At 63.1% G+C, this 14,134-nt stretch carries 20 protein-coding genes and 1 other annotated feature; of the genes, 18 read left to right on the top strand and 2 right to left on the bottom strand.

The features are described from left to right. Nucleotides 1–1,232, bottom strand: a protein-coding gene (locus ACIDOCELLA78_RS83465; RefSeq protein WP_201727828.1) for an IS3 family transposase whose coding sequence is annotated in 2 segments (ribosomal slippage) — nt 1–941 and nt 941–1,232 — 1,233 coding nt in all. Because the reading frame shifts where the segments join, the coding sequence is not laid out codon by codon here. Next, nucleotides 832–948 (bottom strand) — a sequence feature (AL1L pseudoknot). Its footprint overlaps the gene before it by 117 nt. Before the next feature lie 571 nt (nt 1,233–1,803). Between ACIDOCELLA78_RS83465 and ACIDOCELLA78_RS83460 the strand changes: the two genes are divergently transcribed. From ACIDOCELLA78_RS83460 to ACIDOCELLA78_RS83375, 18 genes are all read left to right on the top strand, one after another. Then, the gene (locus tag ACIDOCELLA78_RS83460) at nt 1,804–3,036 is read left to right on the top strand and encodes a phage integrase central domain-containing protein (protein WP_201727922.1); all 1,233 of its coding nucleotides are present in this window, start codon (nt 1,804–1,806) and stop codon (nt 3,034–3,036) included. A 104-nt stretch (nt 3,037–3,140) separates the two neighbouring features. Further along, nucleotides 3,141–3,332, top strand: a complete 192-nt coding sequence (locus ACIDOCELLA78_RS83455; protein WP_201727827.1) for a hypothetical protein — start codon at nt 3,141–3,143, stop codon at nt 3,330–3,332. Beyond that, nucleotides 3,329–3,736 carry a hypothetical protein gene (locus tag ACIDOCELLA78_RS83450; protein WP_201727826.1) on the top strand — a complete coding sequence of 136 codons (408 nt, stop codon included), beginning with the start codon at nt 3,329–3,331 and terminating at the stop codon, nt 3,734–3,736. Before ACIDOCELLA78_RS83455 ends, ACIDOCELLA78_RS83450 begins: the two co-directional genes overlap by 4 nt. Beyond that, nucleotides 3,733–3,984, top strand: a complete 252-nt coding sequence (locus ACIDOCELLA78_RS83445) for a hypothetical protein (RefSeq protein ID WP_174503950.1) — start codon at nt 3,733–3,735, stop codon at nt 3,982–3,984. The genes ACIDOCELLA78_RS83450 and ACIDOCELLA78_RS83445 overlap by 4 nt, the downstream gene beginning before the upstream one ends. 173 nt (nt 3,985–4,157) lie before the next feature. Then, nucleotides 4,158–4,631, top strand: a complete 474-nt coding sequence (locus ACIDOCELLA78_RS83440; protein ID WP_201727825.1) for a hypothetical protein — start codon at nt 4,158–4,160, stop codon at nt 4,629–4,631. Between the two features lie 101 nt (nt 4,632–4,732). Next, complete coding sequence (locus ACIDOCELLA78_RS83435; RefSeq protein ID WP_043509204.1) at nt 4,733–4,921, top strand: AlpA family transcriptional regulator; 189 nt, start codon at nt 4,733–4,735, stop codon at nt 4,919–4,921. 139 nt (nt 4,922–5,060) lie between these two features. Continuing rightward, nucleotides 5,061–5,324, top strand: a complete 264-nt coding sequence (locus tag ACIDOCELLA78_RS83430) for a hypothetical protein (protein WP_174503948.1) — start codon at nt 5,061–5,063, stop codon at nt 5,322–5,324. Beyond that, nucleotides 5,324–6,094: a bifunctional DNA primase/polymerase gene (locus ACIDOCELLA78_RS83425; protein WP_174503947.1), complete on the top strand. Its 771-nt coding sequence runs from the start codon at nt 5,324–5,326 to the stop codon at nt 6,092–6,094. Before ACIDOCELLA78_RS83430 ends, ACIDOCELLA78_RS83425 begins: the two co-directional genes overlap by 1 nt. After that, entirely contained in the window at nt 6,091–7,578 is a 1,488-nt protein-coding gene (locus ACIDOCELLA78_RS83420; protein ID WP_201727824.1) for a YfjI family protein, read from the top strand. Before ACIDOCELLA78_RS83425 ends, ACIDOCELLA78_RS83420 begins: the two co-directional genes overlap by 4 nt. Continuing rightward, complete coding sequence (locus ACIDOCELLA78_RS83415; RefSeq protein ID WP_174503945.1) at nt 7,575–8,048, top strand: hypothetical protein; 474 nt, start codon at nt 7,575–7,577, stop codon at nt 8,046–8,048. Before ACIDOCELLA78_RS83420 ends, ACIDOCELLA78_RS83415 begins: the two co-directional genes overlap by 4 nt. A gap of 332 nt (nt 8,049–8,380) precedes the next feature. Next, nucleotides 8,381–8,605 carry a hypothetical protein gene (locus ACIDOCELLA78_RS83410; protein WP_201727823.1) on the top strand — a complete coding sequence of 75 codons (225 nt, stop codon included), beginning with the start codon at nt 8,381–8,383 and terminating at the stop codon, nt 8,603–8,605. Nucleotides 8,606–8,616: 11 nt separating this feature from the next. Continuing rightward, nucleotides 8,617–9,264: a hypothetical protein gene (locus ACIDOCELLA78_RS83405; RefSeq protein ID WP_174503943.1), complete on the top strand. Its 648-nt coding sequence runs from the start codon at nt 8,617–8,619 to the stop codon at nt 9,262–9,264. After that, nucleotides 9,261–9,566 (top strand): hypothetical protein, encoded by a 306-nt coding sequence (locus tag ACIDOCELLA78_RS83400; RefSeq protein WP_174503942.1) that lies wholly within the window; start codon nt 9,261–9,263, stop codon nt 9,564–9,566. Before ACIDOCELLA78_RS83405 ends, ACIDOCELLA78_RS83400 begins: the two co-directional genes overlap by 4 nt. A 90-nt stretch (nt 9,567–9,656) precedes the next feature. Next, a complete protein-coding gene (locus ACIDOCELLA78_RS83395; RefSeq protein WP_201727822.1) occupies nt 9,657–11,498 on the top strand; it encodes a hypothetical protein in 1,842 nt (613 codons plus the stop codon). Nucleotides 11,499–11,601: 103 nt separating this feature from the next. Next, nucleotides 11,602–11,862: a hypothetical protein gene (locus ACIDOCELLA78_RS83390; protein WP_012039945.1), complete on the top strand. Its 261-nt coding sequence runs from the start codon at nt 11,602–11,604 to the stop codon at nt 11,860–11,862. A gap of 79 nt (nt 11,863–11,941) precedes the next feature. Then, a complete protein-coding gene (locus ACIDOCELLA78_RS83385) occupies nt 11,942–12,148 on the top strand; it encodes a hypothetical protein (protein WP_155856378.1) in 207 nt (68 codons plus the stop codon). A 4-nt stretch (nt 12,149–12,152) separates the two neighbouring features. Continuing rightward, nucleotides 12,153–12,479, top strand: a complete 327-nt coding sequence (locus tag ACIDOCELLA78_RS83380) for a hypothetical protein (protein ID WP_155856377.1) — start codon at nt 12,153–12,155, stop codon at nt 12,477–12,479. Further along, nucleotides 12,472–12,663: a hypothetical protein gene (locus ACIDOCELLA78_RS83375; RefSeq protein ID WP_043509195.1), complete on the top strand. Its 192-nt coding sequence runs from the start codon at nt 12,472–12,474 to the stop codon at nt 12,661–12,663. The genes ACIDOCELLA78_RS83380 and ACIDOCELLA78_RS83375 overlap by 8 nt, the downstream gene beginning before the upstream one ends. 19 nt (nt 12,664–12,682) lie before the next feature. Here ACIDOCELLA78_RS83375 and ACIDOCELLA78_RS83370 read toward each other — a convergent pair whose 3' ends face one another. Next, nucleotides 12,683–12,943, bottom strand: a complete 261-nt coding sequence (locus ACIDOCELLA78_RS83370) for a hypothetical protein (protein ID WP_012039943.1) — start codon at nt 12,941–12,943, stop codon at nt 12,683–12,685. Nucleotides 12,944–14,134 lie beyond the last annotated feature (1,191 nt).

Below are 14,134 nucleotides of genomic sequence, written 5' to 3'. Positions count from 1 at the left end.
CTAAGCGGCGATCTTCATCTGATCGAGTGTGGCGAAATATCGTTGTTCGGCTTCGGCGGGCGGGATGTTGCCGATCGGCTCGAGAAGGCGCCTGTGGTTAAGCCAGTCGACCCATTCGAGCGTTGCGAACTCGACGGCTTCCAACGATTTCCACGGCCCGCGACGACGGATGACCTCGGTCTTGTAAAGGCCGTTGATGCTCTCGGCGAGAGCGTTGTCGTAGCTATCGCCGACACTGCCGACGGACGGTTCGATGCCGGCCTCCATCAGGCGCTCGGTGTATTTGATCGAGACATACTGGCTGCCCCGATGGCTATGATGGACGAGACCGCCGCTACGTACCGGGCGTCTGTCGTGAAGAGCCTGTTCCAGGGCATCGAGGACGAAACCGGCATGCGCGGTGCGGCTTACCCGCCAGCCAACGATACGCCGGGCGAATGTATCGATGACAAACGCCACATACACAAAGCCCTGCCAGGTCGCGACATAAGTGAAGTCGGAGACCCAGAGCATATTCGGCGCCGGCGCCTGGAACTGGCGGTTGACGCGGTCCTGTGGGCAGGGTGTCGCCCTGTCGCTGATCGTCGTCCTGACCGGCTTGCCGCGGATCACGCCCTGCAGGCCGATGATCCGCATCAACCGCTCCACCGTGCAGCGGGCAACAGCGCATCCTTCCCGCTGCAACTGCCGCCAGACCTTGCGAGCACCGTAGACCTCGAAATTCTCCGCGAACACGCGCCGGATATCCGCCTCGAGCGCCTCATCCCGCCGGGCCCGTTCTGACCGCCTCTCGGGGTTGGCCCGCTTCGCGACATGCTCGTAGTAGGTCGATGGGGCGATCGGCAGGACCCTGCAGATCGGCTCGACCCCATAAGCCCCGCGGTGATCATCGATGAACGAGATCATGGTTTGAACCGGCGGTCGAGCTCCGCCTGGGCAAAATATGCCGACGCCTTGCGCAGGATCTCATTCGCCTGGCGAAGCTCGCGGTTCTCGCGTTCCAGTGCCTTCAGCTTCGCCGACACTTCCGACGGAACACCAGGCGAGCGGCCGCTGTCGCGATCCACCTTCTGCACCCATTCACGCAGCGTATGCGGTGAGCAGCCAAACTTCGCGGCTATCGACACCATCGCCGCCCACCGCGAGGGATGTTCGCCCTCGTGCTCCAGCACCATCCGCACCGCCCGCTCGCGGACTTCAGGAGAAAACTTGTTCGTCGTCGGACTCGTCATGGCTCCATCCTATTTGGGAGTTGGAGCCTCCGGTAAACCCAGGGCGGTTCAGTGACAGCTTGTTGACGACTCGGGCCATGGCTGAATCTTACCCACAAAGTTACCCACGTGGAAACTCTGGATTCGGGCAAAATGGGGTGGATGAGCGTGGACGGAAATCTGTTTTAAGTCGCTGATATCAAAGATTTTATGGGATGATGCCGGACAGTGCTGGATGTAGGGGTGGCGGAGGGGATGTCCGCCTTACCTCGTGATCTAGCCTCAGAGAAACGGCGGCATACACCCAGCGATATAGCCAAAGTTTGCCCTATAACGTCCATTGACGTCCTAGGACGTGCGGGATTATGGTGTATCCATGAAGGCCCGAGCATGTAGCCGGACAGTTCGACGGAGAGTCTGACGTGATGAGCCCAGCGACCACGGCACATAGACCCCCTGCGGTTTCTGCGGTTTTTGCGGTTCCTGAGTGTCGGCCAAATGAAATCAATGGTTTAAGTGCCAAACAAAACCGCAAACGGGTTGCGGTTCGGTTGCGGTTTTCTGCGGTTTTCTGCGGTTCGGGGTGCTGACGATGCCCAAAACCGTCTCAAAACGCTTGAACGCTCTCGCCATTACGAACGCGAACCGCGAGGGCAACCTGCACGATGGGGGCGGTTTGTATTTGCGCGTTCGGGCTGACGGCTCGAAAAGTTGGGCGTTCCGCTACACGATGGCCGGGCGCAAGCACTGGATGAGCCTTGGGCCGCTGCGTGATGTATCCCTAGCGGAAGCCCGCGAGCAGGCCCGCCAGCTACGTAATCTTGTGCGGGATGGGTTCGATCCGCTCGCCCAGCGCCGCGAACGCCAGCACCTCGCCGCCGAGCAGACTGCCAGAACCTTCGATGCCGTCGCCGCGGCCTATGTCGAGGCGCACAAGGCCGAGTGGAAGAACGCAAAGCACCGGCAGCAGTGGGAGAACACGCTCGCCACCTACGCCAGCCCGATCATCGGCAAGCGGCCGATAAGCGAGATCAGCCTGCTCGACGTCCGCCGGGTGCTCGATCCGATCTGGGCCGAAAAGCCGGAGACGGCTAGCCGGCTGCGCGGCCGCGTTGAGGCCGTGCTGGCATATGCGACCGTCAACGGCTGGCGCAGCGGCGACAACCCGGCGCGGTGGCAGGGGTTCCTCGATCAGATTTATGCACCGAAAACGAAGGTGCGGGCGGTCAAGCATCACGCCGCGCTCGATTACCACGACATGCCGGCCTTCATGGCCGAACTGCGCGAGCGTGAAGCCGTTTCGGCGCGATGCCTAGAGTTCGCCATCCTGACGGCTACACGCTCCGGCGAGGCGCGCGGTGCACGATGGGATGAGGTCGATTTTGACGCGGCCGTGTGGGTGATCCCGGCAGCCCGCATGAAGATGAAAAAGGAACACCGCGTGCCGCTGGCACCGCGTGCCGTCGAGATATTGCGCGAGATGGCAGAACGCTCGCCCCGCCGGGATGGGCTGATCTTCCCCGGCGGCGCACCTGGCAAGCCCATGACCGACGTTGCGCTCGCAAAGGCCGTTGCCGTGCTGCGGCCGGGATACACGGCGCATGGGATGCGGTCATCGTTCCGCGATTGGGCCGCCGAGATGACCAGCTTTCCGCGCGAGATCGCCGAGGTTGCGCTGGCGCATATCAACAAGGACCGAACAGAGGCGGCGTATCAGCGTGGCGATTTGCTCGCGAAGCGCCGGCAATTGATGGAAGCCTGGGCGAACTACTGCGCCGGGCTGGCCGAGGAATCTGGAAGGGTGGTGGCCATGCGCCGCGCCTGAGCCGGGAACCGTGCCGGCCGGATGCCGGCGAGAGGTGGCCCGGCGGTGTTACAGCACCGCCGGGCAATGGCCTCGATTGAATGGTCCGAAGGAGGACAAAAACGATGACCGAGAAGGTCTATACCACGAATCGCGGCGCAAATGACAACGCCGCCACGCTGGGCGCCCTGCAAGCCGTCCTGAGCCGGCAGGCGGCAGAACTCCGCGCGCTGGCCGTAACACCCGTGCAGCGCGCCATCGTCGCCCGCGCGGCGGTGCAGATGATCGAGCGGACGATGGCCGAGGTGCGGTCATGAACCGGCGCAGCACGATCCGGGCCGCGATGGCAAGCGCCGCCGCCGCCATGGTCGCCCCTGCCGTGGCGAACGCTGCCGGCAACCCCGATGACGAGCTGATCGCCATGGCCGACCGCTACATCGCCCTCGATGCACAATACAACGCAGCCTATCGGGTGCCGGACCTCACAATGGAGACCGAGGAGAAGATCGACCAGCAGACCGCCCCGATGCAGGATGAGATGAACGACATTCTCGACCGCATCACGCGCACCGAGGCGAAGACGCCCGCCGGGGTGGCCGCAATCGCCCGCGTTGTCACTGCCTACCTTGACCCGAGCGAACGCGACCCCGAGGACGAAGACCGATATCTGAGCGACCGGCTGATCTCGCGCCTCACACGCGAAGCGGGGAGGCTGGCATGACGCGCCCCGTCAAGAGCGTGGTTGAAATCCGCGTTGCCGATGTAGAGGACAGCACCACCCGGATGCAGGATGCCGCCCGCGCCTTGCGGTTGTTCATGACCAATCTTCCAGCCGCGCCCGACGAATACAGGTTGCGCTCCCTGCGCTGGCTGGCGGATGCGGTTGAAACCGAGGCAGACGTGTTGCGGGATAACTGGCAGAAATTCTGCGACGATGCGGGCATGAACTCCGGCGAGCAGGCAGCATGAGCGGGGGCAAGAGAAAAGGCGGGGAGCAATCCCCGCCCGAGCCTCAATTTGCCGAAATCGTTAAGGCGGATGGAACAATAATATTCCGGGCGGAGGTTCCACCTCCACGGTTTCGCCAACTAGACGCTGAGGCGCAATCGCGCATCGTCTCCGCAGTTAGACTGCCTCTTGCGGTGTCCGACGAACTGGCCGCAGCAGCTTGGCGCAATGTGCACATGGTGATGTTCTCACTTGCTCACGCGATTGAACCTCGTCCTGACACGTTCAAGAAATCTGACTGGCTGAAAATGAAAAAGTTGGCTGGCGAGCTTAAGCACTTATGCGCTCGGCACGTTCGAGAGCAGCCAGAAACAGCCGAGCAAGACCCCTGTTTTGATCTAATTGGGCGGCTCGACCATCTAGAAAATTGGTCGAAGCGACAATCTGCGATGTCTGGCCGAGCGCGCGGCCAGCCTCGCCCAAATTGGCTTAACGGCGCGTTGGAAGACTTTCGCCTTTCATTTGCTCACTTGTTCGGTGTCGAACCAACAGACGCGCCGAAAGCCCCGTTCAATAGGTTTGTTCAGGCAACGTTGCGAGAACTCTCGGGCATTGAAATCGGCAATGATTGGCTGCGCGACAAGCGCAGAAAACAAGGCGGGAAGTAATCTGAAAAAAACTGCTTTGTTCCCGCAAAAGGACTTTGTCAGTACGATACGCGACCTGATAACTGGATCGTCAGTCCATTAACATCCGTATGGAGTAAGGAATGACGACTGACACAAAACTTCTCTACCGGCCAGCCGAGGCGCAGGCCGCCCTAGGCGTCAGACACGCAAAGTTCTGGGAGCTGGTGAAGGCCGGGACGTTCGACGTCCGCAAGCTGGGCCGCTCGACGTTCATCACCGCTGAGAGCCTCCGCCGGTTCGCTGAGAACCTGCCCAAGAGCGCGGCCTGATCCCCAAAATGCAAACCGCCCCGAAAACCTACTGGCTCCGGAGCGGCGCGGAAATCTTTGGATTGCTTGGCGGCGATCAAGAGATAGACGTGCCGGCGCTCGGCTGCAAGCGGTTTTTCGGGCAGAAAGGATGCCCTAAATGGTTGACCGCAAAACCGCTGCCGACCGGCAGCACGACCGACTCATCGACGACATCGAAACCCGTTCCCGCCGCCGCATTTTGACAATTGAGATGCCCGAGGCTGATCTGCGCCGGGCCGCCCGCTCGCTCGCCAGCCGGGCGGACTGGATCATGGCGAAGCGCGAGAGGGACAGTGTTCTTCGCGCAGCCGCCGACATCGAGGCCCGCCATTGTCGCCGCATCGCCGAGGCGCTGGCTGGGCTGATCAGGGAGGGCAACTAATGGCCTCGCTGGACACCGCGCTCGACCTCGCCGCCGCCGGCCGCGCCGTTTTCCCCGTAGGCAACGACAAGTCGCCTCGCTGCCCGCGCGGTCACCTTGCCGCCTCGACCGATCCCACCACGATCCGCGCTCTGCACCGCGATTACGGATTCGTCCTGATCGGGATCGCGACCGGCGAACGCTCCGGCATCGCCGCGCTCGACATCGACAACAAGCCCGGCGGCCTCGAATGGTTCGCCGCGAACCGCGACAAGTTGCCCGCGACCCGGACGCATCGCACCCGCTCCGGCGGGCTGCATCTGTGGTTCAAACACCGGCCCGGATTGCGTTCCAGCGTAGCGGCAATTGCGCCCGGTATCGACGTCCGGGCGGACGGGGGATCGTGCATCTGGTGGCCAGCCGCCGGCCTCCCTGTCCTGTCTGCCGGCCCGCTGGCCGAGTGGCCTAACTGGCTGGTACCGCCGCCGAAACCGGCCTGGACGCCGCCCCCTGCCGCCCCCTGGACTGGCGGCGATCACCGCAGCCGCCGCTATGCCGAGGCGGCCCTACGGCGCGCAATCGAGCGTGTCGCCGGCGCCGCGCCTGGCACCCGCAACGCCACGTTGAACGCCGAGACTTACGGGTTGTTGCGCCTGACCACGACAGGCGGCCTGTCCTCCGGCGAGGTGGCGGAGGCGATGGCACACGCCGCCATCGTCGCCGGCCTCGAACGGCGCGAGATCGAGGCGACTCTCAAATCGGCACTATCGGCGCGCGGGGGTGCAGCATGAACCATTTCAACGCCGAGCAGATAGCCCGCGATGCCGCCGCGAAGGCGAGCACGCCACCGGAGTTGAAACGCCCGCTCCGGCGCGAAACGCCGCCGCCTGAACCGTATCCGATGGACGCACTACTTGGGCTGCGCCCAGCCGTCGAGGCCATCCAGCGCCGCACGCAAGCGCCGGGCGCGCTCTGCGCTGCATCGGTGCTCGCGGCCGCCGGTTTCGCTGCCGCGATTCATCACGATGTTGAAATCCCAGTCATCGGGACGCGGCCGTTACTCACCGCGTTCATGACGGTTGGCCAATCTGGTGAGCGCAAATCTACCGTTGACCTGCTGGCCAGCCTCCCGATCACCCGCGCCGAGGCCGCACTGGCGGCGCAATTCGAGGTGGATCAGGACAAATTCGGTCGCGATAAAGAGGCTTTTGACGCTGCCCGGATCGAGGCCCGCAAGGCTGCCAAAGACGGCCGCGCCGCCGCCGAGCGCGCGCTGGCGGATGTTGGATCGGAACCGAAGGCGCCGGCTCCGCCGATCCTGACCGCGCAGGAAGGGACCATTGAGGGGCTGATTAACCTCCTGACGCTGAGGCCCTACGCCTCGATTTTTTCAGCCGAGGGCGGCCAGTTTCTCGGCGGCCATGCGATGAGTGAGGACGCAGCGTTAAGGACGATGACCACGCTAAACGCATTGTGGGACGGCGCCCCGATCAAGCGGCTGCGGGCAGGCAAGGCCACATTCGCACCCGGCCGCCGCGCCTCCCTTAGCTTGTTCGTTCAACGCAGCGTTGCTGCTCTCCTGCTGGGAAACGCCAGCGCGAGAGATAACGGCCTGCTCGCCCGGATGCTGATATCGGAGCCGGAGAGCACCATCGGCTCACGCATGTGGCGTGAGCGAGAACCGGACTTCGATGAGTTCCTCGACGAATACAACGACCGTTTGGGCTACATGCTCGCCAAGCAGCCGCGCCGCCTCGAAGGATCGGACGGCCTCGATCCGGAGCCGTTGCCCTTCAACGTCGAGGCCGAACGGCGGCTGATCGCGTATTACAACGACGTCGAGCGCGACCTGGCGGACGGCCGCCGCTACGCCTCACTCCGTGGTTTCGGCTCGAAGATGACCGAACATGCCAGCCGCCTCGCCGGCATCCTCGCCGCCTATGCCGGGCGGGATATGATCGACGCCGAGACTTTCGAGGCCGGCGCAACGCTGGCGACCTGGTATGCCGGCGAGCAGTTGAGACTCGGCGAGACGGTTGCGCCTGATCCCGAACTGGACGCCGCTGCGGAACTGCTCGCCTGGTGGCAGGCCCAGCCCGATCCACGCCTTTACCTCACTGCGCTTTACAAGTCCGGGCCGAACCGGCTGCGAAAAGCCGATGACGCAAAGCGCGCCGTTGCCATTCTCGAAGATCACGGATGGATCGAGCGGCTGCCGGCCGGAACGGTGCTCGACGGAAGCCCGAGGCGTGAAGCCTGGGGACTCATCCAATGATGCAGGTAAGGACAAAAGCCGAGTTCAGCCGCGTCATCGAGGTTGCTTCGCGCCTCGTGCCGTGGCGCCTGCCGCTCTATGCAGCCGCAGCCGAGGGGCTGGTCCAGCTTGTCGAGGTAACGCCCGGCGCCGGGCTTCCCAAATCCCTCGACCGGGCAGCGCGGCCGCTGGTCATCCTCGTTGGTGACGATGGCGATGCACCCATCGGCCCGGCTGGCTGGCGATGCACGCCAAGGCTGCGGCGGATGGCCCGCAGTGCCGTGATCCACGCGACGGGCGGTGAACCGCTGCATTATCGAAACGCAGTCAATGCCGCTGTATCGGGCGCGGCGCCGCTCGCCCTGATCGAGACAACGACCCAGCAGGCCCAAGCCTGGCGTGCAGTATTCGGGCAGCGGCCTCAAATATTGATCCTCCCGCCGCCGGGCGACCGTCACCCGCGCGTCACGCCGGCCCAGCCGACACACTGACGGCATACAGGCGCCCGTAAACGTATCCAAGACGGGCGCCAAATCCCCAAACGACTGACATAAACAAGCCTATTGCTGGAATGGATCAGCGATAGCGGCGGAAACCACGTCCGCCGTATATCGTTGAGATGGCACCTGCGGCGCAATCGGTGCAGATGTAGTGCGCAAGCCGGTTCAAATAATGATCGTCTATGATCCATAGTAATTCATAGTAATATGCTACCGTATGCCGAACAGTATATTTAATATTTCTTGTCTCCTATCCGCCATTTCTGCTATTATTTGAAAAGTTGACTATAGGAATGCAGTAAATGGGCAAGCCGTTTTCAGAGATGACCCCGATTGAACAGCACGTGAACCGGCGGCGGATGCGCGCCGGCTTCGATGCGGGATGGACCGAGGAAATCGGCGTTCGCGATCTGGCTGGGCGCGAGGGCGATATCGTCTCTGCCGCGATCCTCGATCACGTTCAGCGCGTCCAGCGAGCAACTGATTCCGCCCGGCAGAACGAAAATGCGCTGAACGGCACGTTGAAGCGTCTCGGGCTCGACCGTTGAAAGGAAATCAGATGGACCTTCAGGACATTCTCAACCTCCGCGATGCAGGCCTGCCGCAGCGGGCGCGCGAAGCCTATCAGGCGGCGATCAGCCGGGTTGCGACCGCGACCACGGCAATCAGCGATGCCGAGGCCGCCGTTGCCGCAGCCCGCGCCACCCGCGCCAACCTCGTGCAGCGGGCCGCCGAAGGCGAGGCTATCGACACTGGCGAACTCATGAAGGCCGAGGCCGCCATCCGCGCCGCCGAGGATAGCGTCCTGTTCCGGCGCGAAAGCGTTGCCGCTGCCGAGGCCGCCGTCACGAAGGCCGGCGATGATCTCCGCACCGCAGAGCAGCGCGCTTGGGAGCCTGTTCTCGCTGCCGGGATCAAGCTGCGGATCGAAGGCGCGGCTATGATCGTTGAGGCAAAGCGACTGCTCGCAAACGGCGAGGCGGCTTTCAGTGCCGGCGTTGAAGCGGTCGGGCGGGCAATGGCCGGTGGCGTCAATCTCCGGCTGGGCTTCATGCCGGGGGCCAACCCCGAGATGTTCAACGGCGTTCTCAGCCCCGAGCATCCGAACCCGGACGCGGAGCGCCGCACGTGGTCCGCGCATCTCGACGCAGAGGGCGACGTGATCCTGCCGGATACCGCCCGCAAGCTGCTGGAAGCCGCCGAATGACCGTTGGAAGCGTCAACCCGTTCAATCCCGCCGGCACGGTCGCCATTGCCGCGACCTCGACCAGCGCGAGCACGGCATTGCCGGCGAAGGGCGATACGGTGGTGGTGACGAACCCCACGGCCTCGCTTGCCTTCGTCCGCGTCGGCAATGGGCCGCAGATCGCCAGCGAGAGCGATATGCCGGTGGCGGGTGGAACGCGGGCACGCATCTTTGCCGGGCCCTACGTCAACCAGATCGGCGCCGTCATGCCGGGCGGCTCCGGCACGATCTACGCGACGGTAGGTGATGGCACCGAATTCTGAGACCGCGCCGCCTATCCAGCGCGCCCGGCCCGGCGAGGTTTGCTCCATTTCCTCGCCGGGCCACCCCGTCGCGTCGAAAGGAACTGACCGATGCTGAAAAGTTACAAAATCGGGATCGAGATAGCCGCGATCAATTCGGTCGGCCCGGTGCTCAAGCTGATCTCGAAGGACATGATCGGCCTCGGCAAGCAGGCAAAGTATGTCAGCAGCCAGATCAAGGGCGTCCGCATGGCCGCCATCGGCGCGGCGGCGGCGCTGGGCGGCATGGCGATCCTCAAGGCGTCGTCTGACCTCGCCACCTACGGCAACCGGCTGGCGAACGTCCAGAGCCGGCTGCAGCAGATGGGCGTCTCGGCCCGCAATGTCGGCGACCTGACCAATGCCGCGTTCACGCAATCCATGCGGACGCCGAACGTGGACTGGTCCGACGCGCTGGCCGCACTCACCAAGGGCCGCACGGTGCTGGGATCGAGCGCCGAGGCCGTGCGCGCTGCGCCGCTGATCGTCCGCGCCGAAGGCGTCCTGTCGAACTGGGGCATGGGTGGTCCGACCGCGCTGGGCGAACTCCTGAAGGCCATCGAACTGCGCGGCGGCACGTATGGCCCGGACGGCAAGACGTTCTCGGTCGGCGCGCTGGGGCGCAACCTGAATTACGCGCTCGAGGCGCAGAACATCGCCGGCAAGCTGCTGACGCCGAACCAGATCATGCGGGCCACGAAACTCGCCGGCGCGGCGTCGCAAATGATGAGCGGCTTCGCTTGGTGGTCCAGCATGGCGGAAGCCGTGCAGCAGATGGGACCGACCGGCGGTCGCGGTTTCGGCATGGTCATGAAGGCGCTTTCCGGCGGTCCGATCAGCCGGATGTATGCCTACAACATGAAGCGTTACGGCCTCGTCGCGCCCGGCGGTTTCATCCATATCCCGCACACCTTCCAGACCGCCATCAAGCCCGGCGCGCTCAAAGGATCCAAGATCCTTTACAGCCAAGGCTTGTTCGCCTGGACGCAGAAGGTGCTGGTGCCGACGCTGGAAGCGCACGGCGTTCACGGCAAGAAGAACCTGCTCGCCGCGGTCTATCAGACGATCAGCAGCCAGACCGGCTCGCGTCTCGTCGCGAACATGATCACGAACGCGCTATCCTACATCCGCACGCAGAAGCAGATGCGGCAGGCCGGGCGCGTGTCGGTCTACGGCGTCCAGATGGCGACCTCCATGACCGGGCCGCTGCACGCCTTCGAGGGGGCATGGACAAGCCTGCTGGAAGCCCTCGGCACGCCGTTGGTCAAGCCGGCGATCGCCATCCTCAACGCCATGACCAGCGCCGTAACCGGCGTGACGAAATGGTCGAAGGTGCATCCGGCGATGGTCCGCGACATTGTGGGCGGCATAGCCGGTCTGGGCGTGGCACTGGTGGGCCTCGGGACGGGCGCCGTGCTGGTCGGCCTCGCAACCGCCGGCGCCATCCCGGCGACGATAGCGGGCGCGGTGGCGGCAATTGCTACCGGAACCGGCGCGATCATCGCCAACTTCAACGGGATCAAGACCGTCTTCCACGACCTCGGCAACGACTTCAGGCAGTTCAATCACTGGCTGCTCGGGCTCGAGCGGACGATCAACGGCTTTCTCGAACATCCGATCCGAAGTATCGGCAGCGGCCTCGCATCCGCTGGTCACGCGCTGGCAACCGACATTGCCAACCATCCACACGGCATGCTGCCGGCGTGGGATACGGCAGGCAGGCAGCCTGCGGTGCCGTATGGGTCGGGTGTGGGTGCGCTGGTGCACGGCGTCCACATCACCAACCCGCACGATATCGCCAAGGCGGTCAAAAGCGGCCTCGGCGCGTCCCTGAACCGCAACCAGAGCGGCACCACGGGCTTTAACGGGCGCGTCTCGCCCGCTGGCTCGCCTGCCTACGCGGACGGCCTATAAGCAAGCACCGCACCCCCAGCCGAAAGAGCATCCGCGCCTGGCGCCGGTTTCTTGCCGGGGCCAAGGCCGGGCGAATCCGCACGCCGAGGCGGAAAAAGAGCCGATGACCGCAATCGACGACGCCGCCATTGTGCTGCTGCTGGCCCGCGCCTTGGCCGCTGCATCCGGCGAGGGGCGGGTGGCGACACCTGCCCTTCACGCCGCTTGCCGGGCCGCGTTCCCGTCTTGGCACGTCACGCCCGCCGAGATCGGCGCGATCCTGTCCGCCGCCGGCTGGAAGCATAAGCAATGGCGCGAAAGGCGCGGAAATCCTGACAATCGGATGCGCGGATACATGCCGCCAATGCCGGAGGGGCAACGATGAGTGCCGAACCGCTTAACCGGTGCGCGCGCGTCTATATAGACGAAGGCGTGACGCGGCACCGCAGACCGGAGACCTGCAGATGACTGAAACATTGCGCGCCAAAATGGCCGCCAAGGCCGGCGGCGACGTTGTCCGCACCGCCTGCAGGAATGACCTGATCGCCGCCCGCCGCAAGCTCTATGCCGGCGCCAAGGCGGTTGACGCCGCGTTGAAGCTGGGCACGGATGAGATGATCGACGCCGCGCGCCCGCTGGTGGCCGCTGCACGGCTGCTGCCCGATGCCTGACGCCATGACCGAGGATCAGATCGAGATGGTCGCCCTGGTGGCCGTGGCAGCCGCCGCCGCTCTGGGAGACAACAAGATCAGCACCGCCCGCCTCGTTGCCGCGTGCCGCACGGTGCCGCAACTTTCCACTGTCACACGATTCGGAGTTGGCCGCGCCATGAAGGGCGCCGGCTTTCAACGGGCGCAATGGCGTGAGTTCGGTGCAAAGTGCTCATTCTGCTCGGATCGAGTGCGAGGATACCGCATTGAGCGTAGCCGCAAGGCGCAACAGTGTGACGAAAACGCAACAAAGGGATACAACCATACGCGCACGGGAGAGGTCCATGACTGACGCCGAGATTGCCGAACTGCGCCGCGTAGCCGAAAACCAGCTGGTGCGGCCATCTGAGCGTGTGGAAGCCCGGCGCAAGCTGGTGGAGATGGGCGAGGTGCGGCAGCGCCGGATCAGCGCCAAGGACAAGTCATATGCCCTGATCGAAGCACGGCAGATGCTGCGGGAAATGGGCTTCGAATAGAATGGCGCCAAGTCGACTTCTAACCGTGCCCGGAATGCATCCGGAACAGCGCGAACAAGGTGAGGCCGATCAGGCTGGCGCCTCCCATCAGCAGAACGCCAATGGCCTCGGATCGGTTCTCGGATTTCGTCTTTTGCGGATAGGTGTGATGCATCGAATGTCTCCTGTCCAGGCGCTCTACCGATTGCCGGATAAAGGGGTTGATTTGTGCTGATCCGGCCGGTTTTGCATGTTGAACGCGGCGAGCCATGCGCAGGGCGTACCTGACACGGTCAGACATACGTCCTCATTGAAGCCGGTCGTGCTGATTGGAAGGCTACTGACGATGAGTATCTTTTTTCTTTCGCCGTAGCGGATGGTATAGCGAATTATTCAGATATAGCAAGGTTTCTAAAAATAATATGAAAATTGATGCGATACAAACTATAATTAAAACCAAAATAATAGGGTGAGCTATCAGATCATAATACCAAGACAGGAATTTTATCATTTGAATTTTTCCAGACAAACAAACTGAGTTTTCACAAATTTATCGAAATAAATATACTTTTTAATTGTAAATTAATGTGCAGTTATGCCGCGCGAGCGCGCGCTGTTCACGCAGCGCCGCAAGGAGGCATACGAGGCGCTCCATCCCGAGACGAAATACGAAAACACGCTTCACAAAGGCTCGGGTCGCCAACTTGGCGACCCGGAAGATCGGGCGCCCCGTTTCACAGCCGACACCGCAGTCCGCACCGGCCAGTCAGAGCGCAGCGTGCAGCCAGCACCCGCCCGGTTATCTCGCACTGCGTGGCGGGCCGCTCTGCGGCGATACGTGAGCCTGTAGAGGCGTCCCAGCCGGCGGATCGTCAATGCTTCCGTCACCGCCTGGCGACGGGCTGGGCGAGGCCGCAGGCCGGGCGCCGGCTTCCATGCCGACGATGCCCGAAACCGCCCCCAGATCGAGCGCCGGTCAATGCGCCATCGCCCTGCATCCTGCCGCCGGTCGGGTGCCGGTCATGGGGCGGTCGCCGCGCGCCGGATTGCACGCCAGTTATCGACCCAATAGGGGAGACATAGATAGCGGATGAGGCATAGATAACCGGCATATAAAGGCTATTGCATTGCCATAGGGCATGAATTGACCGCGCATCACCCGAAAAACCGCAGAAAACCGCAAGGAACCGCAAGTGGGTTGCGGTTTTTCGAGGCCACCAACTCGACTAAATACCTGCATTTTTTCCAAGCATAGCCTCAAAACCGCAGGAACCGCAGGAACCGCAAGGGGTGCCAATCGCCCGAAACCGCGCAAACCGCCTCTCTAGGCTAAACACAAATTAAAATAGGACAGTATTACTGTCATATTATATATCTTATAGATATATTCTGCGGTTTTTAGAACAACTTTCAATACATCGTGTCTATGGCTTGGGCTTTTGAAAAGTAACATTCCGATTGGTGCGGGACGTCCATAGACGTCCGACAAGAT

Source organism: Acidocella sp. C78, assembly GCF_907164655.1.
Note: the sequence above shows the minus strand (reverse complement) of the source record. Positions and strands in the feature narration are given on the sequence as shown.